General features: G+C 72.2%; 28 protein-coding genes. 22 read left to right on the top strand and 6 right to left on the bottom strand.

Annotation, left to right across the window (positions count from 1 at the left end; translation table 11 throughout):
- Nucleotides 1–517 precede the first annotated feature (517 nt).
- Both ACIP37_RS11265 and ACIP37_RS11270 read left to right on the top strand, forming a co-directional pair.
- On the top strand, nucleotides 518–2266 hold the full coding sequence (locus tag ACIP37_RS11265) for an MFS transporter (RefSeq protein WP_400804652.1): 1749 nt from the start codon (nucleotides 518–520) through the stop codon (nucleotides 2264–2266).
- Nucleotides 2263–2919: a MarR family transcriptional regulator gene (locus tag ACIP37_RS11270; RefSeq protein WP_363627611.1), complete on the top strand. Its 657-nt coding sequence runs from the start codon at nucleotides 2263–2265 to the stop codon at nucleotides 2917–2919. Before ACIP37_RS11265 ends, ACIP37_RS11270 begins: the two co-directional genes overlap by 4 nt.
- Nucleotides 2920–2939: 20 nt before the next feature.
- On the opposite strand, the gene ACIP37_RS11275 is transcribed toward ACIP37_RS11270, so the two are convergent.
- A complete protein-coding gene (locus tag ACIP37_RS11275) occupies nucleotides 2940–3701 on the bottom strand; it encodes an alpha/beta fold hydrolase (protein WP_363579598.1) in 762 nt (253 codons plus the stop codon).
- Nucleotides 3702–3805: 104 nt separating this feature from the next.
- Between ACIP37_RS11275 and ACIP37_RS11280 the strand changes: the two genes are divergently transcribed.
- The 3 genes from ACIP37_RS11280 (at nucleotide 3806) to ACIP37_RS11290 (ending at nucleotide 6789) form a co-directional block, all read left to right on the top strand.
- A complete protein-coding gene (locus tag ACIP37_RS11280) occupies nucleotides 3806–4339 on the top strand; it encodes a SigE family RNA polymerase sigma factor (protein ID WP_363579599.1) in 534 nt (177 codons plus the stop codon).
- Entirely contained in the window at nucleotides 4336–5280 is a 945-nt protein-coding gene (locus ACIP37_RS11285; protein WP_363579600.1) for a hypothetical protein, read from the top strand. Before ACIP37_RS11280 ends, ACIP37_RS11285 begins: the two co-directional genes overlap by 4 nt.
- Nucleotides 5281–5682: 402 nt before the next feature.
- On the top strand, nucleotides 5683–6789 hold the full coding sequence (locus tag ACIP37_RS11290) for a serine hydrolase domain-containing protein (protein ID WP_400805266.1): 1107 nt from the start codon (nucleotides 5683–5685) through the stop codon (nucleotides 6787–6789).
- 93 nt (nucleotides 6790–6882) lie between these two features.
- On the opposite strand, the gene ACIP37_RS11295 is transcribed toward ACIP37_RS11290, so the two are convergent.
- From ACIP37_RS11295 to ACIP37_RS11305, 3 genes are all read right to left on the bottom strand, one after another.
- Nucleotides 6883–7620, bottom strand: a complete 738-nt coding sequence (locus ACIP37_RS11295; RefSeq protein ID WP_363579601.1) for an SDR family oxidoreductase — start codon at nucleotides 7618–7620, stop codon at nucleotides 6883–6885.
- Between the two features lie 84 nt (nucleotides 7621–7704).
- Nucleotides 7705–8136, bottom strand: a complete 432-nt coding sequence (locus ACIP37_RS11300; protein WP_363627612.1) for an Rrf2 family transcriptional regulator — start codon at nucleotides 8134–8136, stop codon at nucleotides 7705–7707.
- Between the two features lie 104 nt (nucleotides 8137–8240).
- Nucleotides 8241–8744, bottom strand: coding sequence for a DUF3592 domain-containing protein (locus ACIP37_RS11305; RefSeq protein WP_363627613.1), 504 nt, complete (start codon nucleotides 8742–8744; stop codon nucleotides 8241–8243).
- Nucleotides 8745–9066: 322 nt separating this feature from the next.
- Between ACIP37_RS11305 and ACIP37_RS11310 the strand changes: the two genes are divergently transcribed.
- From ACIP37_RS11310 to ACIP37_RS11360, 11 genes are all read left to right on the top strand, one after another.
- Nucleotides 9067–9453, top strand: a complete 387-nt coding sequence (locus tag ACIP37_RS11310) for a nuclear transport factor 2 family protein (protein ID WP_363579604.1) — start codon at nucleotides 9067–9069, stop codon at nucleotides 9451–9453.
- Nucleotides 9454–9534: 81 nt separating this feature from the next.
- The gene (locus ACIP37_RS11315) at nucleotides 9535–9972 is read left to right on the top strand and encodes a GNAT family N-acetyltransferase (protein ID WP_400804643.1); all 438 of its coding nucleotides are present in this window, start codon (nucleotides 9535–9537) and stop codon (nucleotides 9970–9972) included.
- Between the two features lie 107 nt (nucleotides 9973–10079).
- The gene (locus tag ACIP37_RS11320) at nucleotides 10080–10667 is read left to right on the top strand and encodes a helix-turn-helix domain-containing protein (protein ID WP_363627615.1); all 588 of its coding nucleotides are present in this window, start codon (nucleotides 10080–10082) and stop codon (nucleotides 10665–10667) included.
- Between the two features lie 29 nt (nucleotides 10668–10696).
- Entirely contained in the window at nucleotides 10697–11845 is a 1149-nt protein-coding gene (locus ACIP37_RS11325; protein ID WP_400804639.1) for an epoxide hydrolase family protein, read from the top strand.
- 311 nt (nucleotides 11846–12156) lie between these two features.
- Complete coding sequence (locus ACIP37_RS11330; protein WP_400843655.1) at nucleotides 12157–12399, top strand: hypothetical protein; 243 nt, start codon at nucleotides 12157–12159, stop codon at nucleotides 12397–12399.
- Nucleotides 12371–12895, top strand: coding sequence for a DUF6879 family protein (locus ACIP37_RS11335; protein ID WP_400843658.1), 525 nt, complete (start codon nucleotides 12371–12373; stop codon nucleotides 12893–12895). The genes ACIP37_RS11330 and ACIP37_RS11335 overlap by 29 nt, the downstream gene beginning before the upstream one ends.
- Nucleotides 12896–12921: 26 nt before the next feature.
- Entirely contained in the window at nucleotides 12922–13770 is an 849-nt protein-coding gene (locus ACIP37_RS11340; RefSeq protein WP_400843661.1) for a helix-turn-helix domain-containing protein, read from the top strand.
- Between the two features lie 97 nt (nucleotides 13771–13867).
- Nucleotides 13868–14077, top strand: a complete 210-nt coding sequence (locus ACIP37_RS11345) for a hypothetical protein (protein WP_400843663.1) — start codon at nucleotides 13868–13870, stop codon at nucleotides 14075–14077.
- A gap of 109 nt (nucleotides 14078–14186) precedes the next feature.
- Nucleotides 14187–14426 (top strand): DUF397 domain-containing protein, encoded by a 240-nt coding sequence (locus tag ACIP37_RS11350; protein WP_400843666.1) that lies wholly within the window; start codon nucleotides 14187–14189, stop codon nucleotides 14424–14426.
- 79 nt (nucleotides 14427–14505) lie between these two features.
- Entirely contained in the window at nucleotides 14506–14946 is a 441-nt protein-coding gene (locus tag ACIP37_RS11355) for a hypothetical protein (RefSeq protein WP_400843669.1), read from the top strand.
- Nucleotides 14947–15083: 137 nt separating this feature from the next.
- The gene (locus tag ACIP37_RS11360; RefSeq protein WP_400843672.1) at nucleotides 15084–15863 is read left to right on the top strand and encodes a VOC family protein; all 780 of its coding nucleotides are present in this window, start codon (nucleotides 15084–15086) and stop codon (nucleotides 15861–15863) included.
- 100 nt (nucleotides 15864–15963) lie between these two features.
- On the opposite strand, the gene ACIP37_RS11365 is transcribed toward ACIP37_RS11360, so the two are convergent.
- Entirely contained in the window at nucleotides 15964–17694 is a 1731-nt protein-coding gene (locus ACIP37_RS11365) for a 2-isopropylmalate synthase (protein ID WP_363627617.1), read from the bottom strand.
- 181 nt (nucleotides 17695–17875) lie between these two features.
- Here ACIP37_RS11365 and ACIP37_RS11370 point away from each other — a divergent pair, with 181 nt between their 5' ends.
- The 6 genes from ACIP37_RS11370 (at nucleotide 17876) to ACIP37_RS11395 (ending at nucleotide 24574) form a co-directional block, all read left to right on the top strand.
- A complete protein-coding gene (locus ACIP37_RS11370; protein ID WP_400843676.1) occupies nucleotides 17876–18568 on the top strand; it encodes a FadR/GntR family transcriptional regulator in 693 nt (230 codons plus the stop codon).
- 269 nt (nucleotides 18569–18837) lie between these two features.
- Complete coding sequence (locus tag ACIP37_RS11375) at nucleotides 18838–21873, top strand: nitrate- and nitrite sensing domain-containing protein (RefSeq protein ID WP_363579617.1); 3036 nt, start codon at nucleotides 18838–18840, stop codon at nucleotides 21871–21873.
- A complete protein-coding gene (locus ACIP37_RS11380; RefSeq protein ID WP_363579618.1) occupies nucleotides 21870–22325 on the top strand; it encodes a roadblock/LC7 domain-containing protein in 456 nt (151 codons plus the stop codon). The genes ACIP37_RS11375 and ACIP37_RS11380 overlap by 4 nt, the downstream gene beginning before the upstream one ends.
- 5 nt (nucleotides 22326–22330) lie before the next feature.
- A complete protein-coding gene (locus tag ACIP37_RS11385; protein WP_400804632.1) occupies nucleotides 22331–22795 on the top strand; it encodes a DUF742 domain-containing protein in 465 nt (154 codons plus the stop codon).
- A gap of 3 nt (nucleotides 22796–22798) precedes the next feature.
- Nucleotides 22799–23401: an ATP/GTP-binding protein gene (locus tag ACIP37_RS11390; RefSeq protein ID WP_363579619.1), complete on the top strand. Its 603-nt coding sequence runs from the start codon at nucleotides 22799–22801 to the stop codon at nucleotides 23399–23401.
- A 39-nt stretch (nucleotides 23402–23440) separates the two neighbouring features.
- Nucleotides 23441–24574 (top strand): FAD-dependent monooxygenase, encoded by a 1134-nt coding sequence (locus tag ACIP37_RS11395; RefSeq protein ID WP_363627619.1) that lies wholly within the window; start codon nucleotides 23441–23443, stop codon nucleotides 24572–24574.
- A gap of 93 nt (nucleotides 24575–24667) precedes the next feature.
- On the opposite strand, the gene ACIP37_RS11400 is transcribed toward ACIP37_RS11395, so the two are convergent.
- Nucleotides 24668–25429 (bottom strand): serine hydrolase, encoded by a 762-nt coding sequence (locus ACIP37_RS11400; protein WP_363627620.1) that lies wholly within the window; start codon nucleotides 25427–25429, stop codon nucleotides 24668–24670.
- Nucleotides 25430–25483: the final 54 nt, after the last annotated feature.

Below are 25483 nucleotides of genomic sequence, written 5' to 3' on the forward strand. Positions count from 1 at the left end.
ATATGTTGATTGCGCAGGTCAGCGACCCCCCTGCGGAGAGCCATTCTTTGCGAAGTTTTACTTGCGGCAGACGAAAATGAGAAGGTGGTCATGTCAAGGAATTCGACACGAAGCCGCCCCGGTCAGGCAATTCGGACATCCGGCGCCACGAAAAGGCGGCGCAGCACTGCGGGAATGTGGCGGAAATGTGTATGCGCCGCGTCGGAAAGCAGGGGCCGCCGGACGTGAGCCTGTGCGTACGAGCCGGCCTCCGGGCCCCGGCCGCGCGGGAGCGGGCCGCCGGCCACCGGCCACCGGCCACCGACGGTCGGTGGCCGACGGTCGATGGCCGGTGGCGGCCCCGGGATGCCTGCGGGCTATCGGCAGCAGGATGGTCGGACTATCGTTAGTTAGCGAAAGCTATCGAAGTACTCTCCGACTGGCGGCCCCCCGGCCTGCCACTCACCTGGGGGCAGCGGTGGCGACGAAGATCCCGAACAACGGCAGAGGCAGGCGCGTCCGCACGGTCCGCGGGGCTGTGGCGGCGGACCATCCGCGCTACAAGTGGGTCGCACTCTCCAACACCACGCTCGGCACCCTGATCGCCACCATCAACGCCTCGATCGTCCTGATCTCCCTCCCCGCGATCTTCAACGGCATCGGCCTGGACCCGCTCCAACCCGGCAACGTCAGCTACCTGTTGTGGATGCTGATGGGCTACATGCTGGTCACCGCCGTCCTGGTGGTCACCCTCGGCAGGCTGGGCGACATCCACGGCCGGGTGCGGATCTACAACGCCGGCTTCCTGATCTTCACCCTCACCTCGGTGGCCCTCTCCCTCGACCCGCTGCACGGCGGGCCGGGCGCGCTGTGGCTGATCGGCTGGCGGGTGGTGCAGGCGATCGGCGGCTCGATGCTGATGGCCAACTCGGCCGCGATCATCACCGACGCGTTCCCCGCCCACCGGCGCGGCATGGCGCTAGGGGTGAACATCGTCGCGGGCATCGCCGGCTCCTTCATCGGCCTGGTGCTGGGCGGGCTGCTGGCCGAGTGGAACTGGCGGTCGATCTTCTGGGTCAACGTGCCGATCGGCATCCTCGGCACGGTCTGGGCCTACCGGTCGCTGCGCGAGACCGGCGTACGGCGGCCCGCCCGGATCGACTGGTGGGGCAACATCACCTTCGCCGTCGGCCTGACCGCCCTGCTCGCCGCGATCACCTACGGCATCCAGCCCTACGGCGGCCACACCATGGGCTGGACCAGCCCCTGGGTGCTGGGCGGGCTGTTCGGCGGTGTGGCGCTGCTGATCGCCTTCTGCCTGGTCGAGTCCAGGGTCGCCGAGCCGATGTTCCCGCTGGCGCTGTTCCGCGACCCGGTCTTCGCCGGCGGCAACGCGGCCACCCTGCTGGGCTCGATCGCCCGCGGCGGCCTCCAGTTCATGCTGATCATCTGGCTCCAGGGCATCTGGCTGCCGCTGCACGGCTACGACTACGCCGACACCCCGCTGTGGGCGGGCATCTACCTCGTCCCGCTGACCGTCGGCTTCCTGGCCGCCGGGCCGGTCTCGGGCTACCTCTCCGACCGGGCCGGGGCCCGGCTGTTCGCCTCCGGCGGGCTGGTGGTGATGGCCCTGTCCTTCGCCGGACTGCTGCTCCTGCCCACCGACTTCGGCTACCCGTGGTTCGCCGTCCTGGTGTTCCTCAACGGCCTGGGCGGCGGCCTGTTCGCGGCCCCCAACACCTCGCTGATCATGTCGAGCGTGCCGGCCGAGGCCCGCGGCGCCGCCTCCGGCATGAGGGCCACCTTCCAGAACGCCGGCATGGTGCTCTCGATCGGCGTCTTCTTCTCCCTGATGGTGGCCGGCCTGGCCGGCTCGCTGCCGCACACCCTCACCGCCGGGCTGACCGCGCAGGGCGTGCCCGCCGCCGACGCGCACACCATCGCCTCGCTGCCACCGGTCGGCACGCTCTTCGCCGCGTTCCTCGGCTACAACCCGATCCAGCAGCTGCTGGGCCCGCACGTGCTCGGCATGCTCCCGGCGGCCAACGCCCGGACGCTGACCGGCCGGGAGTTCTTCCCGCAACTGATCTCGGGCCCCTTCCACGACGGCCTGGTCGTGGTGTTCTGGCTGGCGATCGCCATGTCGCTGGTCGCCGCGGCGGCCTCGCTGGTGCGCGAGCGGACCGGGCCGCGGCGCCCCCGCCGCCCCCGGCCGGGCGCGGGCGAGGCCGCCGGACGGCCCGGCGCGAACCGGCCCGCACCGCACGGAAAGGCCCGCAGGCCATGACCGGGCGCGATGCCGCGACCGACGCCGACACCGACGCCGTGACTGACGCCGTGACTGACGCCGACACCGTGACCGACCCCGATGCCGATGCCGGGGCCGACACCGGGACCGGGAGCCACAGCGGAGCCGGGGCCGGTCTCTCCGCCGAGGCCCTCGTCCGGCTGCGGCTGGCGATCGGCCGGCTCAACCGGCAGATGGCCCGCGCCTCCGGCGGCCAGGACCTCACCGTCGCCCAACTCTCCGCCCTGGCCCGGGTGGAGGTGCACGGCCCGCTGCGGCTCGGCGAACTCGCCGCGCGGGAGGGAGTGGCCGTGCCGTCCGTGCTCCGTACGATCGCCCCGCTGACCGCCGACGGCCTGATCGCCAAGACCCCCGACCCGCTGGACGGCCGCTCCCAGTTGCTCGAACTCACCCCGGCCGGCCTGGCGGCGATCACCCGGATCCGCCGGGAGCGCTCCGCTCTGCTGGCCCGCCGCAGCACGCGGCTCACCCCGCAGCAGTGCCGCCGACTGGAGGCGGCCGTACCGCTGTTGGAGCTGCTGCTGGACGATCCCGACGCAGCCTGCCCCAGCCAAGCCTGTCCCGATCCGTCCTCCCCCGACCCGGCCTGCCCAGACCCGCCCCGCCCCGGCCGGCGCGGCTCCGCCGGCTGAGGCAGCGCTGCTCGGGGCGCCTACGCCGTCTCGCGGAGGAATCCGGTGAGCAGCTCGAAGGTCTCCTCGGGCCGCTCCAGACCGGGGAAGTGGCCGGCCCAGGGCAGTTCGAGCCGGCGGGCACCGGGGATCCGGGTCGCCAAGGAGTCGGCGATCTGCCGGAAGTCGTCCAGGTCGTGGCCGCCGGTCACGACCAGGCAGGGCGCCGTGATCCGGGAGAGGTCCGCTTCGTCGTCGGTGGGGCCGACCTCGGCGTCCGCCTGCACCTCGAAGGCGCGCCGCTGCATCCGGCGGACGAGTTCGCGGGCCTCGTCGCCCGCCTCCGGGCCCAGCCAGCTCTCGACGTTGAGCTCGACGGCGCCCTCCACGTCCCCGGTCGCGAGGAGTTCCCGCTCCCGCGCGGCGAAGGCCATCAGGGCGTCACCGGCGACGTGCCCGGACGCCCCGGAGCAGAGCAGGGCCAGCGCGGTGACGGCCCCGGGGCGCAGCGCCGCCACGTCCATGGCGACCTTCCCCCCGTACGAGGCGCCGATCAGCGCGGTGCTCTCGACGCCCAGGTGGTCGAGGAGCGCCAGCACGTCCTGCGCGTCGCTGTACGGGGCGTCGGCCGGCGGCGTGTCGCCGAAGGCCCGGAAGTCGCCCCGGATCACCCGGTAGCCCGCGTCGACCAGCCCCTGCCACTGCGGGTCCCACATCCTCCGGTCGCACACGGACGAGTGCAGCAGCACCACGGTGGGGCGGTTGCCCGGCAGGTCATGAGATACGTCATGGGAGAGGATCATCCGCGGATCGTATCGACGCCCCGGGGGACGCCAACCGGTTTGGTGATCGGCGGGAGTAAGCGCTTTGGGCCGCTTCCGGGCTCTAGGTGGGTGAGGAGGTGCTCATGGGAGGCACGAAGACCGACCGGGACGAGGAGTTCCAGGCGTTCATCGTCGGGGCCTGGCCACGGCTGCTGCGGACGGCGTACCTGTTGGCCGGGGAGCAGTACGCGGCCGAGGACCTGGTGCAGTCCGCGGCGGAGAAGGCCTGCGCGGCCTGGGCAAAGGTGCGACGGGCCGGCGATCCGCACAGCTACGTGCGGCGGATCCTGGTGAACGAACACGCCCGCCGCTGGCGCCGCCGCGCGCCGGAGCTGCTGGTGTACGCGGTGCCGGACGAGGCCGGAGCGGAGGACTGCTACGCCCGCTCCGACCAGCGCGGCGCGCTGATGACGGCGCTGGCCGCCCTGCCGGCCCGCCAGCGCGAGGCCGTGGTGCTGCGGTACTGGGAGGACCTGAGCGACAGTCAGGCCGCCGAGGCGATGGGCTGCTCGGCCGGAGCCGTGCGCAGCCACGCGGCCAAGGGGATCGCGAGACTGCGGGGGGCCGCAGCGCTGAAGGAAATCAAGGGCATGACGAGCATCGGAGGTGCGGTATGAGCGCGGGTGGCAACGGCGGGACGGTCGGCATGGGCGCGGCGGGCGACGACGGCGACGTGTGGGTCGGGCTCGGCCTGGCGGAGGTGGCGGCCGGGGCCAAGGTCGGCCCGGCGCCGATGGCGGACATCATGGCGGGCGGCCGCCGGATCCGGCGCCGTCGCCGGTCGGTGGTCGGCGCGCTCGCGCTGGCCTCCGTGGTGGTGCTGGGCGGCGGGACGATGGCGGGTCTGCACAGTTCCCCCGCGAGCAGCGGCACCCAGTCGCTCGTCCCGGCCAACGGCGGTCCCGGCGGCGGCACCGGGGGCGGTCCGGCCGCCCAGCCGTCCGGCACGGCGACGGCCGAGCGGGATCCGTTCACCCCGGTCCGGGTGACGCTGGCCCAGGGCAGCACCCCCGACGGCAAGACGTGGAAGCTCTGGACGGCACTCTGGCCGGTCGCCCCGAAGGAGCGGGCGTACGAGCAGGCGGTGGCCGTCTGGGAGGAGCGCCACGCCGTCGACTCCTCACTCGACAAGCCGACGGAGGCGTTCATCCAGCAGTACTGGCAGCCCACCGAGGACGTCGTGAACGACTACGTCACCCTGGACGACGTGCGCCAGCCGTACGACAACGCGGGCAGCTACCCGGCGCCGGGCCACGTCGACCCGCGGATGGCCGACACGTTCAGCGGCGGCCTGATGGGCGCCCGGGACAAGGCTGGCACGCCCGGTCCGCTCCCGATCAAGCTCGCCGTGATGGCCCTCGGCCCGGACGTCGGCAAGGTCCTGGTGACCTGGTCGGACGGCTCGGTCATGGAACCGTGGCTGAAGGCCGTCGGGGACTCCCCGTACCAGCGGCTGGTGGTCCCCGAGCAGCCGGGCAAGAAGGTGACGTCGTGGCAGTTCTTCGACAAGAACGGCGCCAAGCTGCCGGACGCCGGCGAGAAGATGCTGACCGAGTAGCGGTCGGCGCGACCGGCTGAACACGACCGGCCGATCACGACCGGGCCGATCACGACCGGGCCGATCACGACCGCCCGACCAGGCCCGCGGGGCCGGCCCGCACCCCCGTCGGGCCGGCCCCGCGTCGGCGTGCGGGCGGTCGGCGTGCGGGACGGTCGGCGCGGTCGGTGCGCATCGCGGAAACGTGGGAGAAAGTGCTCCCCCGGTCGGGGGAGGTCATCGACGAGCCGCCCGAGCAGACTGGCGATCACACCCGGGGAGGACCTCCCGGCCTCCCCTTGATTGCACCGGAGTTGACTCGTGCGTGAGCAGATGTGGCAGCCGCTTTCCTCCCGGCCTTCTTCCCGGCGTTCGTCCCGGCTCTCCTCCCGGCGCCCGCAGGCCGGTCGGCGCGGGGTCGTCGTGGCGGCGGCGGCCGCGGTGGCCGTCGGCCTCATGACCGCGGGCACCGCCCTGGCACCGTCCACGGCAGCCGCCGCCCCCCGCCCGGACGCCGTCCAGCAGGGGCTGAACGCGCTGGTCCGTGACGACGGCCTGCCCGCCGCGCTGGCCGGCGTCCAGGGCCGTGACGGCCGCACCCGCACCTACACCGCGGGGGTCGGCGACGTCACCACCCGCGCGAAGGTGCCGGTCGACGGCCAGGTGCGGATCGGCAGCAACACCAAGACGTTCACCGCGGTGGTCGTGCTGCAGCTGGTCGGCGAGGGGAAGATCGGGCTCGACGAGCCCGTCGAGTCCTACCTCCCCGGCCTGGTCCGCGGCGACGGCATCGACGGGCGCCACATCACGGTCCGCCAGCTCCTCCAGCACACCAGCGGGCTCCCGGACTACGAGGGCTACATCGACGAACCCTCCATCCAGCACCGGTACTTCGAGCCGCGCGACCTGCTGGACATCGCCTTCCAGCACAAGGCCGACTTCGCCCCGGGGGCGAGCTTCAAGTACAGCAGCACCAACTACGTGCTCGCCGGCCTGGTCGTCCAGAAGGTCACCGGCCGCCCCATCGCCGAACAGATCGACCAGCGCATCATCAAGCCCCTCGGCCTGCGGCACACCTACTACCCCGCCCAGGGCGACCGGACCATCCGCGAGGCCCACCCCCAGGGCTACCTCAAGGACGCGACCGACGGGCACCTGATCGACTTCACCGAGCTGGACCCCTCCGCGGGCGGGGCGGCGGGCCAGATGATCTCCACCAACTCCGACGTCAACCAGTTCTTCACCGCCCTCCTCGGCGGCCGCCTCCTGCAACCGGCCCAGCTCGCCCAGATGCGCACCACCGTCCCCATCGGCGACAGCGGCGCCGCCTACGGCCTGGGGCTCATCAGCCGACCGCTGTCCTGCGGCGGCGTCTACTGGGGCCACGGCGGCGACATCCCCGGCTACGAGACCCGGGGCGGGGCGACGGACGACGGCCGCGCCGTCAACATCGCGGTGACCACCGTCCCGCCGGACGCCGCCGGCTCGGAGCACGTCGAGAACGTCGTGGACACGGCCCTGTGCCGCTGACCGAAGTCCGGTGAGGGAGTGGGAAGTCGGCTGGGCCGACTTCCCACTCCGCCTTTCCACCCCGCTCAGGTTCCGTGCCGAGACGGAACAGCCCTAGAGCTGCGTGAGGCCGCCGTCGACGAGCAGTTCCGCGCCGGTGGTGAAGGAGCTCTGGTCCCCGGCCAGGTAGAGGGCGGTGGCGGCGACCTCCTCGGGTCGGCCGACGCGACCGAGCGGGGTCGTGGCGACGGCCTGATCGACCTGGGGGGACGCGGCCCGCAGCTCGTCGGCGCCGGGGGTCGTGACCGGGCCCGGGGTGAGGGCGTTGACCCGGATGCCGCGACCGGCGAGTTCGGTGGCCCAGGTGCGGGCGAGGCTGCGGATCGCAGCCTTGGTCGCGGCGTAGACGCCCAGACCCGGGACGCCGCGCAGGGCCGCACTGGACGAGAGCAGGATCACCGAGGCGCCGGCCGACAGCAGCGGGAGCGCCTTCTGCACGGTGAACACCGTGCCCTTGAGGTTCACGGAGGTGGTGTGGTCGTACTCCTCCTCGGTGATCTCGCCGAGCGGGCCGAAGTCCCCGAGGCCCGCGTTGGCCACGACGATGTCGAGCCGGCCGCTGCGTTCGGTGATCTCGGCGAAGAGCCGGTCGAGGTCGTCGAGCTTCGACACGTCGCCCCGGACGCCGATGCCCCGGCTGCCGACCTGCTCGACGGCGGCCGCCAGCTCGGCTTCACGGCGGCCGGTGAGGTAGACGGTCGCCCCCTCGGCGGCGAAGCGGCGGGCGATGGCCAGGCCGATGCCGGTGGAGGCGCCGGTGACGAGGGCGGTCTTGTTGTCCAGCTGTCCCATGAGATTCTCCGAATCTTGACGTAACTATTCTTGTTACATTTTTGGGCGCAAAAACCGGCGCAGGAAGCACTGCCACGGCCGAGGCTAGGCGGCCTTCAGCACATCGCGCAGCACATCCTCCAGCGTGGTTCCCGACAGCTCCCGGCGGAGGGTGGCCTCGATCCCGTCGTAGACGGCGGCCATCACCGGAGCGATGCCGTGGCCCACGACGCACTCGGGGTCGGGCGTGGCGGGGTGCAGGGCGAAGATCGGCCCTGGCTCCACCGCCTCGTAGACGTCGAGCAGGGTGATCGCCGACAGGTCCCGCGACAGCGTCCAGCCGGCCCCGGCACCCCTTCGCGAGTCGACCAGGCCCGCCGTGCGCAGCTGGGCCAGCAGGCGGCGGATCACCACGGGGTTGGTGTTGACGCTCGTCGCGATCTGCTCGGAGGTGGCGACCTCGTGGCCACGGCGCTGGTACAGCCCGATCCAGGTCAGGGCGTGTGCGGCGACGGTCAACCTACTGTTCGCGCTCATGCCGCCCATCACCCCTCTCCATGTCGTAACTGTAATAGTTACATCGACTGGCGGCAAGCGCGGCACGGCCACATCGGCGGGGCCGACTTCCCACTCCTCACCGCCTAAAGAGCGGTGGGCCGCCTGCGTGCCCGGGTGAGCCGGCGGTACGCGAGATGGACCGCGAGGCCCAGCAGGGTCATGACGACAGACGCCACCAGTGCGACCACATCGAGCGCGTTCCGGCCCAGTGAGTTCCAGAAACCGATGCTCGAAGCAAGGGCGGCGACGTCCGTGTGCCGGGGGTCGTACACCACCGCCACGGTGTCGCGGGCCTTGACGGTGTCGGTCACGTAGGCGAGTCGGGTCTCGACGGACGCCCCCTCGGAGGTCGTGAACCGCACCCGGCAGTTGGCGTTGCCCGCCGGGTTGTCCTGCGGCGCGCTCACCTCAGTGCACTCGGTGACGACCGCCGGCATGTGGACGCCGCGACTGCGGAGAGCCGACGTCACCCCCATGTCGTGCGGTATCAGGTAGACCAGGCTGAGGACGAACAGCAGGACCCCCAGGCCGATCATGGCGAGCGAACCGTTCCGCACGGTCCGGCCGTGGTCCGGCGCGTTCTCCATCGGTCCCCCCGGGTGTCGGCCCAACTGCCCACGTGCGCTCACGCTACCCGCACCCACCGACACCGGCGGTGCGCCGGAACACTGGCCGCCGGCAGCAGGGCGCTCGAAGCCGCGCGACCTCTCCGAGGCTCAACAGCACCGCTTCATCGACCTCATCGACGTGCTTGCACTCCACTGTCGACTCTCCCACGACGGGAGGGTCAAGACGGGCACGGGCACCGGGCTCGTCAGGAGCCGTCCAGGATAAGGGGATCCGGTCACCCCGGTGGCAGTTCCGTCAAACAGCGCACACCCGCTGTGAGCGGACTGGTACGTTCCGCGCATGGACTTCAACGCCGTTGCCAACTCGTTCGTGCCGCACTACTACAACACCTTCGACTCCGGCATCTCGGGTCGCCCGAACCTCAACAGCCTCTACCGACCCGAGTCGATGCTCACCTGGGAGAACGCCCAGGTCCAGGGACAGCAGAACATCCTCGCGAAGCTGACGACGCCCCAACTGGCCACCGTCAAGCACAAGGTGAACACCACCGACGCACAGCCCGCCCCGGGCAACGGCGTACTGGTCACCGTCACGGGCAACCTCCTCATCGACAACGCCTTCGACAAGCCCCTGCAGTTCGCCGAGACGTTCAACCTGCAGCCGATCCCCGGCCAGCCCGGCGGCTTCTTCGTCCACAACCAGATCTTCCGCCTCATCTTCGCCTGAGCCGTCCAGGCCCGGGGCCTCCCGTCGGCTTCCCGCGCGGCGCGCGGAAGCCCCGGACCGACGCCACGACTTGGAGGAAGGGTGCACCTGCGCGAGCTCCGGCCGGGCGACGCCCACGCCGTCCGCCGCATCTACAGCGGCAGGTCGGTCGCCGACCTGTGGTTCGGCCAGATGACCGCCGCCCAGGCCCACGACTACATACGCGAAGCCCGGGAGGCCGACGCCCGCCGGCCGCGCACCGCACGCGTCCTCGGCATCGACGTCCACGACGACCTGATCGGCATCGTCCGGCTCCGCATCACCGGCCACACGGGCAGCCTCAGCTACATCCTGCGCGAGGACGCCTGGGGTCACGGCTACGCCACCACAGCGGTGCGCCGGTTCCTCGCCCACCACCGCACCCCACGGGTCACCGCCGAGCACCGCGTGGGCAACCCCGCTTCGGGAAGGGTCCTGGTGAAGACCGGGTTCGTCGTGACCACCGCGACCGACGAGATCGTCCGCTACGAACTGGGCTAGCGGCTGCCCCGCCACCTCCGACTCCCCGGGGCCCGCGCCGGGCGTGACGCGGACCTTTGCCGTGTGTTTATATTGAACAATGGTTCAACCAAACACCGGACGCCCCCATGCCCCGCACGCCTGAGGCCTCGGCGGCCGTCCGCGAAGCGACCCGCGCCAAGATCCGGCGCGCCGCCGTCCTGCTCATGGCCGAACAGGGCTACCGCGCCACCACCCTGCGCCAGGTCGCCACCCGGGCCGGCGTCGCCGACGGACTGCCCTCCCGCTACTTCGGCAGCAAGGACGGCCTGCTGATCGACATCGCCGACGGCTGGCGCGAACGGACCCGCGCGGCGCTCGCCGCCCAACCGGCCGACAGCCCCGCCGCCACCCTGCAACTCCTGGTCCGCTCCGCCCTGCTCGGCCTGGACTCCGCCCCCGAGGAGGTCGAGGAGAGCCGGGCCGTCTCCGCCCTGCTCGCCGACCCCGAAGCCCGCGCCGTCCTGGTCGCCGCAGGCGCCGACCTCGCCTCCGCCGACCTCCTACAGGCCTTGGACGAAGCCCTGGCGGCCTGCCGCGTCCCCGACCCCGCCGCCGCCCGCCTGCTCCTCCTCGCCGGCATCCGCGGCGGCCTCACCCTCGCCGCCGAGGACCCGGCCTTCCCGCTGCGCGACCTGGAAGCGGCCCTGCTCGCCCACATCCTGCCGACGACCTGACCCCACCCCATGCTTCGAAAGGCCCCGCCATGACCGCCGAAACCGACATCCGCCCCTACCGCATCGCCATCGAACAGCACCAGCTCGACGACCTGCGCGACCGCCTCGCCCGCACCCGCTGGCCCGACTCGTTGCCCGGCGCCGACTGGGACTACGGCGTCCCGCTCCACTACCTCCAGGACCTGGCCGAGTACTGGCGGACCGGCTACGACTGGCGCGAACACGAAACCAGGCTCAACACCTTCCCGCAGTACACCACCACCCTCGACGGCGCCAACGTGCACTTCCTGCACGTCCGTTCACCCGAACCCGACGCCACCCCGCTGATCATCACGCACGGCTGGCCCGGCTCGGTGGCCGAATTCCTGGACATCCTGGGCCCGCTCACCGACCCCCGCGCCCACGGCGGCGACCCGCGCGACGCCTTCCACGTGGTCGCGCCCTCCATCCCGGGCTACGGCTTCTCCAGACCGACCAGCCAACTCGACTGGGACTACCGGCGCGTGGCACGTGCCTGGGCCGAACTGATGGACCGCCTCGGCTACCCGCGCTACGGCGCCCAGGGCGGCGACTGGGGCTCCGGCATCTCCCGCGAACTCGGCCTCGCCGCCCCCACCCGGGTCATCGGCGTGCACGTCAACACCTCCCCCACCTTCCCCACCGGCGACCCGTCCACCCTCGACGCCCTCGACCGCGAACGGCTCGGCACCTGGGCCCGCCACCAGGCCGAAACCTCCGGCTACACCGCCGTCCAGGCGACCCGCCCGCACACCGTCGGCTACGCGCTCACCGACTCACCGGTCGGCCAACTCGCCTGGATCGTCGAGAAGTTCCGCGAATGGACGGACTGCGACGGCGGCGTTCCCGAAGGTGCCGTGCCCCGGGACCACCTCCTCACCAACGTGATGCTGTACTGGCTGACCGCCACCGCCGGCTCCTCCGCGCGGCTGTACAAGGAGTCGGCCCGCAACGGCTGGACCGAGGCCACCCCCTCCACCGTCCCCACCGGCATGGCCGTCTTCCCCCACGACATCACCCTGCCGGTCCGCGCCTTCGCCGAACGCATCGACAACATCGTGCACTGGACGGAGTTCGACCACGGCGGCCACTTCGCCGCCCTGGAACAGCCCGACCTGCTGGTGGCCGACATCCGGACCTTCTTCCGCACCCTGGCGTGACGCCACCCGTGACTGGTCGGATGTTCTCAGCTCATCAACTCGCCAGCTCAGGCCCGAAGTAGTCACGCAGTCGAGCGATCTTCCCGTCCCGGATGCGGAAGATCTGCTGCGGCGTTCGGGACACGGCGGCCTCCCTGGGCTCAGGCTCGGAAGGCCGCACAATCCCAGCGCCGCCCCGGCTCCATGCCGGTCACAATGAGTGCCCGGATCACCCGAGTGCGCAGATCAACCGCTTGTAACCTCTTGACTACAGTCTGGCTGCGGGTGGATGGTCTTGCACATCCATGCAACCGCGAGGCACGGAGGGAACGATGGCACTAACCTTCATCGCCAAGGACCCGAACACGGATGGGGCCAACTGCCCGACGGTGTGGGTCGACAAGGACGCGGGGGAATTCGTCATTCAGGGCTGGAAGGTCGACCAGGCAACCGAAGAGGAGTGCTTGGCCGCAGGGCCGATCCCCGACAGTGAGACCGTGCTGCGGCTGCCCGTCCGCATGGCTGCCGCTCTCAGGGAGGCTACTGATGTCGCCGAAGGCGCCCACGTTCGTTGAGCTTCTGGACGCCGCCCAGCGCTCGGCGGTTCACCTTGAGATGCGGGACTCGTACGACGACCCGGACGAGGCCCCGCGCGTCGCCGCATGGCGGGCGGGGCATCGCCACAACCTGGCCGACCGCGCCTCCTGGTGGCGCCCTTGGCTCGATCTCGTATCGGGCGCGGTGGCGCGGGGTGTCGAGATCCGCCGCGCGCGAATCGTCTCCGAGCCGATCAGCGAGTACACGCAGTACCTCCACGAAGGTACGTTCGCCAATGTGTCCGCGGGCGAGCAGATCCGGTGGCTGCCGCGTCGCCGGGCATCTGACCTCGCCCTTCCCGGTAACGACTTCTGGGTGTTCGACGACACGGTTGTGAGGTTCGGCCACTTCTCGGGGGCGGGTGCCTATCTGGGCGACGAGGTGACGGGGGATCCTGCCGTGGCGAAGCTCTGCGCCTCGGCGTTCGAAGCGGTCTGGTCGCGGGCCGTTCCTCACGAGAACTATCGGATCTGACCTACGAAGCACCGGACTGCCAGCTCATGCCCACATCTCCGTCATCCAGCGTCCAATCAGCACGCAAAGCGCTCGCCGCCCGCCTGCGAGACCTCTGCAAGGACGCTGGACTCAACGGGCGTGAGCTGGCTCGCCAAGCCGGCTGGCATCCCTCGAAATCGTCTCGGATCATCAACGCGGTAACTCCGCCGTCCGATGAGGACATTCGGATCTGGTGTCGGCTGTGCAGAGCCGACGATCAGACCGCCGATCTCATCGCCGCATCACGCTCAGCGGATGAGATGTACGTGGAGTGGAAGCGCCTCCAGCGTACCGGGCTCAGGAGGTTGCAGGATTCCTATGTGCCCCTGTTCGAGCGCACCCGCGTGTTCCGGGTCTACTGTTCGACAGTGGTTCCCGGGCTGTTTCAGAACCACGGTTACGCAACGGCGTTGCTCTCTTCCATCACCCGCTTTCGCGGCACGCCCGATGACGTGGCAGACGCCGTTTCCGCCCGGCTCGCACGGTCGCACATCCTGCGGGAGGGCGACCACCGGTTCGCCGTGGTGGTGGAGGAGTCCGTCCTGCGATACCGGGTCGGCGACGCGGACGCGATGTCTGGGCAACTCGGTTACCTGCTGGCGATCATGTCCCTGCCCGCCGTGTCGCTCGGGGTCATCCCCCTCAACGCCGACCGGGACATCTGGCCACTGGAGACGTTCAGCGTCTACGACAGCGAACAGGCGCAGGTCGAAACCCTCACCGCTGCCGTGACCATGACCGCGCCGGGCGAGATCGCCCAGTACCTCGCCGCGTTTCAGAAGCTGTCCGACATAGCGGTGTACGGCGCCCCGGCCCGCGCGCTGATCACGGCGGCGATTGATGCACTCGGGTGATGGGCGTGCAATCTTGTAGAACCTCGTAGAGACCAACCGCCTACCCTCCGTAGCGTCTTCCTCGTCAACGAAGCGCCCCAGGAAGGGAGCCGGCCAGATGTCTCTACGTGAGATCGCCCAGCGTGAACCCGAGCCGGCCGCACCGGACTCCGGACTGTGCCCCACCTGTTGCTGGCACGACGCCATGGCGCGGGAGGCGTTCAAGGGCCCGGAGGGCTTGGACCGTTCGAAGCTCACGGACGTGACGGTCCTCCGGCGGAAGCATCGCGAGGTCGGGGAGTGCCTGAACCCGGACACCGCCGCGTGAGGCAAAACCAACAGACTCCCGCATCCGGCCATTTGGGGAATCCGACCGCGTGCGGGTGCACCACCGCGTGGGAACGGATTCCCCTTTCACCGAACAGGAAGGCAGTGCAGTGAGCGACCTGTACGAGATCGAGATCCCGGCCGGACTCGCCGCCTACAAGGCGTGTGGCGGGAACCAGGGTGGGGGTGACGACGGGGAGTCGTGCGTGACCCTGCAGGAGGTGCCGGGGGTGGCCGGCGGTTTGTGGGTGATGGGCGACACCAAGGCGCCGGGGCGGGAACTGCGCTTCACCACCGTGGAGTTGAGCTCCGCCGGCATCGACCCGGACCGCTTCACCGCCTCCGCCTGACGCACCACCTCGCACCAGCGGGCCCCGCTCCCAACGCAACTGGGAGCGGGGCCCGCCTCACACCCAGGGTAGGGCGCTCATGGATCACTGGAACAGGCCCGGCCTCCACTGGCACTGCTACGCGTGGGCGGGCAGCAAGCGACCCGACGACGCCGAGCGGCGGCCGCCGGAACCGCAGAACGGCTCGCGGCCCGAATGGGGCAGCCCCATACCGCCGTTGGAGGTCATGCACTGGCTCGCCAAGTCGGCGGCGCAGATCAGGCTCACCACCAACGACCCCGCCGAGGCGCTCGACTGGCTGGGCAAGCAGCTCGCCGACTCCCCCGCTTCGGAGGCCGACCTCCCCGCGTTCACCCGGCTGGATCACGCCCTGGCGTTCCTCGACACGTTCCCGCACGACGTGGTGTGGACGTACTGGACACCCGGCCAGCAGCTCCGGTCGGTCGCCGCCGTGGCGTGCCCCCGGACGTTCGGCCCCACCTCCGAAACGCCCCCGCTCTGCCCGCTTCGACGGCGGTGACCGGCGCTGACCGGTGCTGACCGGCGCTGACCGGCTCGTCACCGGCCGACCGGCGGGTCGTGACAGCGTGTCGAGTGGCGGCGCACGGTCCGCGACGAGAGGGTGACCGACGCAGGACCTCACCTGAAGGAGCGAGAATGCCCGAAGTCACCACTCCGTACCCGACCGGCACCCCGTGCTGGGTCGATCTGATGGCGCAGGACCAGCAGGCGGCACTGGATTTCTACCGCGACCTGTTGGGCTGGCAGGGGCAGGTCGGCCCGGCCGAGTTCGGCGGGTACGCGGTCTGCGAGCTGAACGGCAAGCCGTCGGCCGGGATCGGACCGGCGATGGCGCCGGAGGGGATGCCCACCCCGCCGACCGTGTGGACCAGCTACCTGTCCACCACCGACGCCCAGGCCACCCAGGACGCGATCGTCGGCGCGGGCGGCACCCTGCTCGTCCCGGCGATGGACGTCGGCGAGCTCGGCCGGATGCTGATCGCCGCCGACCCGCAGGGCGCGGTGTTCGGCGTCTGGCAGCCGGGCGAGTTCTTCGGCGCCCGGGTCGTCAACGAGAGTGGCGCGCTGATCTGGAACGAGCTGCACACCAGCGACCTGCCCGGCGCCACCGCCTTCTACGGCGAGGCGTTCGGCATCGAGATCGAGCCGGCGCAGGGCGCCGAGCAGTACTGGGAGCTGCGGGTCGGCGGCCGGGCCGTCGGCGGGGCCTCGCTGCTCGCCGACGACCCGCCCGGCACGCCCGCGCACTGGCTGACGTACTTCGCGGTGGACGACGTCGACTCCACCGTGGACGCCCTGGTCAAGCACGGCGGCACCGTCCTCGCCCCGCCGTTCGACATGGTGGCGGGCCGGATGTCGGTGGTGACCGACCCGCAGGGCGCGCCGTTCGCGGTGATCGCACCGAAACCGATGTAGGCGGCGCGGCCCACCGCGCATGGTGTCGCGGTGGGCCGTCTCCGTACAACTCCCGTCCGTACGGGTCACTCCGGCGCGACGGCCGACGGCACCCCGTCCGTCACCCCCGCTGCGCGCGGCCGACGGCGCTGAGCACCGCCCGTACGCCCGCCGTGAGCACCGAGCCGTCCCGCCCGGCGCCCCACACCACCTGTCCCCCGACCCGGGCCTCGACGTAGGCGACGGCGTCGGTACCGGAGCCGGCACCAGCGCCCGCACCCGCACCCGCACCCGCACCGACGGCGTGCTCGCTGAAGTGCAGGATGTCGACCCGCAGCGCGTCGGCCACCGCGTCGAGCGGCCCGGCGCCCTCGCCGCGCCGGCCGTCCACCTCCGCCCAGTCGTCGCCGGCCTGCCACGGCCAGTCCGGCGCCGCGTCCAGGTACTCCGCGCGGAAGAGCCCGTACAGTCCCTCCGCCGTCACCTCCCGCCCGCTGTCGTCGGTGGCCTCCTGCACGACCCGGGAGAACTCGATCTGGAGCCGCCTCGGCAGTTCCAGCCCGTGCCCGGTCTGGAGCAGGTAGGCGATGCCGCCCTTGCCGGACTGGCTGTTCACCCGGATGACCGCCTCGTAGTCGCGGCCGAGGTCGGCCGGGTCGATCGGCAGGTACGGCACCGACCAGGGCGCCTCGCGCGCCGGGACGCCGGACTCGGCCGCCACCTTGGCGTGGTGGGCGAAGCCCTTCTTGATGGCGTCCTGGTGGGTGCCGGAGAAGGCGGTGTGCACCAGGTCCCCCGCGTAGGGGTGGCGCTCGTGCACGGGCAGCCGGTTGCAGTGCTCGACGGTGCGGCGGATCTCGTCGAGGTCGGAGAAGTCGAGCATGGGGTCGACGCCCTGGGTGTGCAGGTTGAGCGCCAGCGTCACCAGGTCGACGTTGCCCGTCCGCTCGCCGTTGCCGAACAGGCACCCCTCCACCCGCTGCGCGCCGGCCAGCACGGCCAGTTCGGCGCAGGCGACGCCCGTCCCCCGGTCGTTGTGCGGGTGGACGGAGAGGATCACCGACTCGCGGCGCTCCAGGTGCCGGTGCAGGTACTCGATCTGGTCGGCGTAGACGTTGGGGGTGGCGATCTCGACGGTGGCGGGCAGGTTGTGGACGACGGGCCGGTCGGGGCCGGCGTCCCACAGTTCGGTGAGTCCGTTGCAGACCTCCAGGACGTAGTCCGGTTCGGTCAGGTTGAACACCTCGGGCGAGAACTGGAAGCGCACCCCGGGCCGGCCGTCGGCCCGCCGTGCCAGGTGGGTGGCGGCCTCGGTGATCAGGGCCCGCAGTTCGTGCCGGTCGCGCCCGAGGACGACCTCGCGCCAGAGCGGGGCGGTGGCGGTGTAGAGGTGGACGACGACGCGGGGCAGGCCTTCGACGGCCTCGAAGGTGCGGTCGATCAGGTCGGCGCGCGCCGCCGTGAAGACGACGACGGTGACGTCCTCGGGCACCGCGCCGGGCACGGTGGCCAGTTGCCGGACGAAGTCGAAGTCGGTGCGGCTGGCGGAGGGGTAGCCGACCTCGATCTCCTTGAAGCCCATGGCCAGGAGCAGGTCGAACATCCGCTGTTTGCGTGCCGGGTCCATGGGTTCGGCCAGTGCCTGGTTGCCGTCGCGCAGGTCGACGGGGACCCACAGCGGGGCGTGGTCGATCCGTCGGCCGGGCCAGCGCCGCATCAGCGCGGGGACGTGCACGCGCTCGTGGGCGGGCCGGTAGCGGTGGGAGGGCATGGCACCCGGGCGCTGCGGGTTCCAGGCGGGGGCGGTGACCGGGACGGGGCCGGCGGGGGTACGCAGGGTCGGGAATCGCATGATGAGTCCTTACGGAGGTACCGGTGGACCGGCAGGACGGCGCCCCGCAGCGGGGTGCCGGTCCGGTCACGCCCCGCTGCGGCCACCAAGAAGAAGGCCACCCAGAGGGAGACTCCACGGCTGCATGCCGGGTAGACTAACCACGAACCAAGTCCTCAGACAAGCTGACAGGTGAACGCGAATGCCCCCGCTCGGCCCCCTCCACCGCTCCCCCCTGGTCGACCAGGCCACCCGACGCCTGGAGGAGCAGATCACCGCCGGACACTGGCCGGTGGGCGGGAAGCTGCCGGGCGAGGTGACCCTGGCGAAGGAGCTGGGCGTCGGCCGCTCGACCGTCCGGGAGGCGCTGCGCGCGCTGGCCGGCGCCGGGATGGTGCAGAGCCGACAGGGGTCGGGCGTGTTCGTGACGGCGGACCGGCCCGCCCTGGACTGGCCGACCCGGCTGCGCCGGGCGGAGCTGGCGCACGTCTACGAGGTGCGCACCATGGTCGAGGTGCAGGCGGCCCGACTGGCGGCCGCGCGCCGCACGGAGACGGACCTCACCGCCGTGGACACGGCGCTGGCCACCCGGCTGGCGGCGGGCGGCGCGGACGACGCGGCCTTCGTGGACGCCGACATCGCGCTGCACACCGCCGTGGTGGCGGCCGCGCACAACCCGGTGCTGGACGACCTGTTCGCCCAGTTCGCGCCGGTCCTGAGGGAGCACCTGGTGGACCTGGTGGGGGTGCTGGGGCTGCGCAGCGGGGACCCGAACCACGGCTACGCGTCGCACGCGGACCTCGTCGGGGCGCTGCACCGGGGCGATCCCGAGGAGGCCGGGCGGGTGCTGGCGGCCGAGCTGGAGGCCACCCGGTCGCGCCTGCTGGCCGACTGAGCGGAGCGGGCGGAGCGGGCACCGGGGCCACCGACCGACCGGTCGGGCGAATATCCGGAGCGCGGACACACAGTTTTCACACGGCGGCCACCCGGCCGCCCGCTCCGATGGCCGACGCCTCGTCAACCCGCTCCGAACTGGGATGCTTCGAGCACGCACGATCAACCGTCAGATGACATTGTGTCCGGAGCGTGTGTGACCACGGCCCAGGCGGCGAACGCACTTTCACTCCAATCACACGGTATGACTAGTATCGCCTCGTCAAGCCCGTGCCCCGGACGGCCGCCCCGCTCAGGCCGGCCGCCATCCCCAAGGAGACTGCTCTGCGCGCGCGTGCGAATCGGCGGCCCCCGACGCCGAAGGCCCCCCGCAGGCGTCCGCGCCTGTCACTGCGGACGGCGCTGCTCGTCCTCGCCGTCGTCCCCAGCATCGCCCTGGCCGCCCTGTGGGCGGTCACCAGCGGCGAGACCGTCTTCGACTTCCAGCGCCAGGCCGCCCAGGGCCTGCTCGCCCAGAAGGCCGGCCAGCCGTCCAACATCGTCTACTACAGCCTCCAGGAAGAACGCCGGCTCAGCGCCGAGGCGCTCGCCCGGCCCGGCGGCAACACCGACCAGCTGCGCCGCCAGCGCCAGCAGACCGACGACGCGGTCCGCCAGTTCCAGGTCCTCTCCGGCGAGACCGCCGACAGCGCCCCCGAAGAGGTCCGAACCGCCGTCACCGAAGCCCGCCAGGCGATGGGCAAGCTCGCCGAGCAGCGCACCGCCGTCGACCACGGCTCGATCGACCAGCAGGCCCTCTACGCGTACTACACCGACCTGATCGCCGTCGACCTGCGGCTGTTCACCGCACTCAGCCGCGTCGACGCCGGCGAGGTCACCTGGGTCTCCAAGACCCTGGTGAACACCTTCTGGGCCAAGGAGATGCTCGCCCGCGAGGACGCCATCCTGGCCCGCGGCTGGCCCACCGGGCGACTCTCCGCCGCCGACTACCAGCAGGTGCAGCAGGCCGTCGGGGCGCAGGAGCACCTCTTCACCGTCCAGGTCCTCCCGTACATCCCGGACGGCGAGGCCGCCGCCTGGCACGACCTGATGAACAGCCCCGCCTGGCAGGCCAAGGCCGCCGTCGAGCAGTCGCTCACCAAGCCCACCGCCGCCGAGGCCAACGGCACCGTCAAGCTCCCCGCCGCCCAGGACCAGTGGCGCCAGGCCCTCGACCAGCTCAACCCGCAGCTGGTCAAGGCCATCGAGAACCGCACCAGCGCCATCGTCGACGTCGGCAAGGGCACCATCCTCTCCCTCCTCACCAAGGTCGTCCTGACCACCGTCGTCGGCCTGATCACCGTCGTCGCGGTGATCATCGCCTCCTGGCGGCTCAGCCGCTCGCTGCGCCGGCGCATCAAGGAACTCCAGACCCAGGCCGAGGAGATGGAGCGCACCCTCCCCGAGGTCGTCGAACGCCTCGGCCGCGGCGAGCAGGTCGACGTCGAGACCGACAGCCGCACCATCACCGCCGGCCCGCACGGCAACGGCACCGACGAGCTCGCCCGCCTCGGCCAGGCCCTCAACCTGGCCCGCGCCTCCGCCGTCGAGGCCGCCGTCAAGCAGGCCGAGCAGCACCGAGGCTTCGAGCGGCTGCTCCAGCGCATCGCCCGCCGCACCCAGCTGCTGATCGGCCGCCAGCTGCGCAAGCTCGACGAGCTGGAGCGCAAGCACGAGGACCCTGAGGTCCTGGAAGGCCTGTTCGACCTCGACCACCTCACCGCCCGCCTGCGCCGCTACGAGGAGAACCTCGTCATCATGGCCGGCGGCCAGCCGCAGCGGCGCTGGCGCAAGCCCGTCCCGCTGCTGGACGTGCTGCGCGCCGCGCAGGGCGAGGTGCAGGACTACCGCCGGATCATGATCGACGTCGAGGGCCACCCGTGGCTGTCCGAGCGGGCCGTCGGCCCGGTCGCGCACGTGCTCGCCGAGCTGATGGAGAACGCCACCACCTTCTCCAAGCCGCCCACCCCGGTCGAGGTCCGGGCCGCCATGGTCGGCCGCGGACTCGCCGTCGAGATCGAGGACCGCGGCCTCGGCATGGACCCCGAGCAGTACGACGCCGCCAACGAACTGATGAGCCGCCCGCCCCGCACCGACGTGCTCGCCCGGGCGGACGACGTCCGCCTCGGCTTCTACGTCATCGCCCGGCTGGCCGCGCACAACGGACTCAAGATCGAGTTCCGGCCGTCCGCCTTCGGCGGCACCCGGGTCGTCGTGCTCGTCCCCGACGAGCTCGTCATCGACGGCGACGCCGGACTCCCCGACGCCGCCCCCGTCGAACCGATCCCGCTCGTGCGGCGCTCCCGCAAGGCGCTGCTCACCGCCTCCAACGAGGCCCCGGAGCCGGAGCCGGCGGGGCCGCCGGTCGCGCCCGTGGACTCCTTCCCGCCGGGAGAGTCCTTCGCGCCGGCGGAGCCCCTCCCACCGGTGGAGGCCTTCGCCGCGGCCGAATCCTTCCCCCCGGTGGAGGCGTTCGGGCAGGTCCAGCACGTGGAGCAGCCCGGGTACGTCGCACCGCTCGGGTACGCGGAATCGCTCGGGTACGCGGAACCGCTCGGGCAGACCCAGCAGCTCCCGCACGACCCGCTGACCGCCCCCCTCCAGGCCTTCGGGCACGTCGAGTACGTCCAGCCCGAGGCCGCGCCCGCCGCCGAGCCCGCGCCGTTCCCCGCCCCGTACGCCGAGCAGCCGATCGAGCACAGCTCGCCGGCCCCCGACGCCCCGGTCGACCAGCTGCCCTCGCACGACGTGCCCGCCTACCCGGACATCGCCTACGCCCGGGTCACCGACGCCGAGGCCCCGTACGCCGACGAGCAGTACCGCCCGGCCGACCACTACCGGCTGGCCGAACGGCGCCGGCGCCGCGAGTACGCCTCCGCGGTGCCGCTCAGCCCCAGCGAGACCGAGCAGCCCCCGCTGCCCCAGCGCGTCCGGCAGGCCAGCCTGGCCGCCGAACTGCGCGTCCCGCCGGCGCCCCGCCCGCAGTGGGCCGAGCCCGCCGCCGAACCCGCCGCCCCGGCCACCGAGCCCGCCGGCGGCCCCTTCCAGCGCCCGGCGAAGCGTTCCGGTGCGACGATCGGCGCCTTCCAGCGCCAGTCCCGTGCCGCCCGCGCCCAGGACAGCGGCGAGCACCCGCTGCCCGGGGCCGTGACCCCACCGGCTCCCCCCACCGCCCCCGCCGGCTCCCCGACGCCCGCGCCCGGCCCCTCCCCCTGGGCCCTGCCGGCCGCGGACCCCCGAACCACACGAACGGATGACCAGTCATGAACCGAACGATCGCCACCCACCAGGACCTGGACTGGCTGCTGGACGGACTCGTCGACTCGGTGCCCGGGACCAGGAACGCCGTCCTGCTCTCCGACGACGGCCTGGTCGTCAGCCACTCCCGCACCATCGAACGGGCCGACGCCGAACGCCTCGCCGCCGTCGCCACCGGCCAGCAGAGCCTGGCCCGCGGCGTCGGCCAGCTCTTCGACGGCGGGGCCGTCCACCAGGTGATCGTCGAACTCGCCGAGTGCTGGCTGTTCATCATCGCCGCCGCCCGGGGCACCCACCTGGCCGTCGTCGCCTCCCAGGAGGTCGACGCCGAGGTCATGTCGGTCGCCATGCACACCCTGGTGCAGCAGGTCGGCCAGAAGATGACCACCCCGGTGCGTGCCGAGGCCGGCGCCGCCTCCCCCGCCGGCTTCGACGCCTTCGCCGCCCGGAACCGGAGCTGACACCGGTGGGCCCGTACGGGAGCGGAAACGGGAGCGGGCAGCGCGGCGGGGTCCCGCACTGGAGCGAACTGCCGGACGAGGACGCCGAGGACGAGTCGGGCGCCATGGTGCGCCCGTACACCATCACCCGCGGCCGCACCGCGCCCGAGCGCGACGACCTCACCCTGATCACCGTGCTCACCACCGTCGAGGACGAGGCCACCCGGGCCCTGGCGCGGGGCAGCCGCGCCGGTGCCCGCGGCCTCCAGCCCGAGCACCGGATGATCCTCGACCACTGCCGGCGGCCCGCCGCCGTCGCCGAGGTGTCGGCCGGCCTGGACCTCCCGGTCTCGGTCACCAAGATCCTGTTGGGCGACCTGGTCGCCCAGGGCCTGCTGCGGGCCCGGGCACCGCTCTCGGTGGCCCGGGCCGCCGGAGGCGTGGACCTCGGCCTGCTCACGGCCGTTCGCGAAGGACTCCGGAGACTCTGAACCATGGCAACACCCCACCCCAGCAGTGCCGCTGACGCCGGCGTCGCCACCGCGCCGGCCGCCGTCAAGATCCTCATCGCGGGCGGCTTCGGCGTCGGCAAGACCACCCTCGTCGGCTCCGTCAGCGAGGTCGCCCCGCTGCGCACCGAGGAGTACCTGACCCGGGCCAGCGTCGGCGTGGACGACCTGTCCGGCGTCGACCAGAAGGACACCACCACCGTCGCCCTCGACTTCGGCCGGATCACCGTCAACCCGGACCTCGTCGTCTACCTGTTCGGCACCCCCGGGCAGGAACGCTTCTGGTTCATGTGGAACGACCTCGTCAACGGCGCCCTCGGCGGCATCGTCATCGCCGACACCCGCCGGCTCGACACCAGCTTCGCCTCCATCGACTTCTTCGAGAGTCGGGGCATCCCCTTCGTCGTCGCCATCAACTGCTTCCACAGCCACAACACCCGCACCCCCGACGAGATCCGCGCCGCCCTCGACCTGGACCCGCAGGTACCGATGCTCCTCGGCGACGTCCGCGAACGCGCCTTCGGACGCGACCTGCTGCTCGCCCTGGTCGACCACCTGATGGACCTCTCCGCCGCCCCCGTCGGCTGAACGTCGGCTGAACCACCTCCCTTCCCCAGGAGCTACCCCATGACCTCACCCCTGCGCGTCCTCGTCCACGGCGGCGGCATCGGCGGGCTCACCCTCGCCACCGCCCTCGCCAAGCGCGGCCACCACGTCGACGTCGCCGAACTCCGCGACCAGCTGGAAGCCCTCGGCGTCGGCATCATCCAGCCCTCCAACGCCCTCCACGTGATGCGCGAGATAGGCGTCCTCGACGACTGCCTCGCCGCCGGCTTCGAGTGGGAGGTGCTCACCATCTGCGACCCGACCGGTGCCACCCTCGCCAAGATCCCGCAGCCCCGGATGGGCGACGCCCCCTCCAACAACGGCATCCCCCGCCCCGCCCTCGCCCAGGTACTCGCCACCGCCGCCACCCGGGCCGGCGCCACCCTGCGCTTCGGCACCACCATCGCCGACCTCGCCGAGGACGCCGACGGCGTCGACGCCACCCTCACCGACGGGCACCGCGACCGCTACGACCTCGTCGTCGGCTTCGACGGCATCGGCTCCCCGCTGCGCAAGCGCCTCTACGGGGAGAAGTACGCGCCCGAGTACACCGGCTTCGCCAACTGGCGCGTCACCCTGCCGCGTTCACCCGAGGTCCAGGGCGTGGTGATGTCCACCGGCAACCTCAAGGCCAAGGCACTGCTCACCCCGATCACCGACGACCTCATGTACCTGGGCTCGGTGTTCGCCGAGGCCGAGGACTTCCGGCCCGACCCCGGGCACGCCCACGAGCAGCTCGCCGAGCGCCTGGCCGGCTTCGGCGGCCCGATCTCCGAGGCCCTCGCCCAGGTCACCGACCCGTCCGCCGTGGTCTACTCGCGGATCTCCCAGGTCAGCGTCGAGGAGCCCTGGCACGTCGGCCGGATCGCGCTCGCCGGCGACGCCGCCCACGCCTCCACCCCGCACCTCGCCCAGGGCGCCGCGATGGCCGTCGAGGACGCCCTCGTCCTCGCCCAGAGCCTGGACGCCGCCGAGGCCGTCCCCGCCGCGCTCGCCGCCTGGGAGGAGCGCCGCCGGCCCCGCGCCATGTGGGTCCAGGCGCTCTCCCGGGCCGTCCTCAAGCAGGAGACCGGCACGCCCACCACCCCGGAGGAGGACGAACTCCTCAAGGTCGGCATCCCCGGCGCCGCCCACGTCCTCGTCCAGCCGTACTGACCGCTGTCCCGCCTGCTGCGCGAAGCCTCGCAGCAGGCGGGCGGGCGGCCGGCCAGCTCTCGCGTCGGCTCGCGCGGCAGCTCACGCGTCGGCTCACGCGTCGGCGAGCTCGTGCCGCCGCTGCCACACCGCCGCCGAGACCCGGGCCAGCAGCCGGGCCGCCGGGTCCGTGCGGTCCTCGCCCGAGGCCAGCGGGCCGGTGTAGCAGACCGCGATCAGGTAGGGCGGGCAGTCCTGCGGGTGGACCAGGCCCACGCTGTGCCGGGCGCCGGGCACCCAGCCGTTCTTGAAGGCGATCCGGGTGCCCGGCGGCAGGCCCGCCGCCAGGTCCACCCGGAACGCGTTGCGCTCCAGCAGCGCCAGCAACTCCGGCTCCCCGCCCAGGGAGTGCAGCAGCCGCACCAGGTCCCGCGCGCTCACCAGGTTGTGCACCCCGGCGTCGCGCGCCGCGTAGTCCTCGATCCCGCGCGGGCTCGCGCTACGCGTCGCCCCGGCCCGCCGCCACGCCTCGGCCACCGCCGCCCGGTCGACCCGGGCCAGGCACAGGTTGGTGGCCAGGTTGGAGGAGTGCGTGATCATCCGTTCGGCGAGCAGCCGCAGCGGCACGTGCGTGCCCAGCAGCTCCCACGGCAGCGGATCGCTGTCCCAGTCGGGATCGTTGCCGAACTCCCCGCCCACCACGGACTCGAACCGGTTCACCACCGGCACCTCGGCATCGAGATCCGCCCCGCCACGGGCGAGCGCCGCCAACACCGCGACCTTCATCGTGCTCGCGGCATCGTGCAGTTCGTCCGGCGCCCGCACGAACACCGGCTCCGCCTCGCCCGCCCAGGGGGCCACCACCACAGAGAGCATGGCCGCAGCCTAGGGCAGCCTTCGGCTGGTCAGGAAGGGCTGCCCACGGCTGCT

The organism is Kitasatospora sp. NPDC088861, assembly GCF_044750105.1.
GTDB lineage: Bacteria > Actinomycetota > Actinomycetes > Streptomycetales > Streptomycetaceae > Kitasatospora.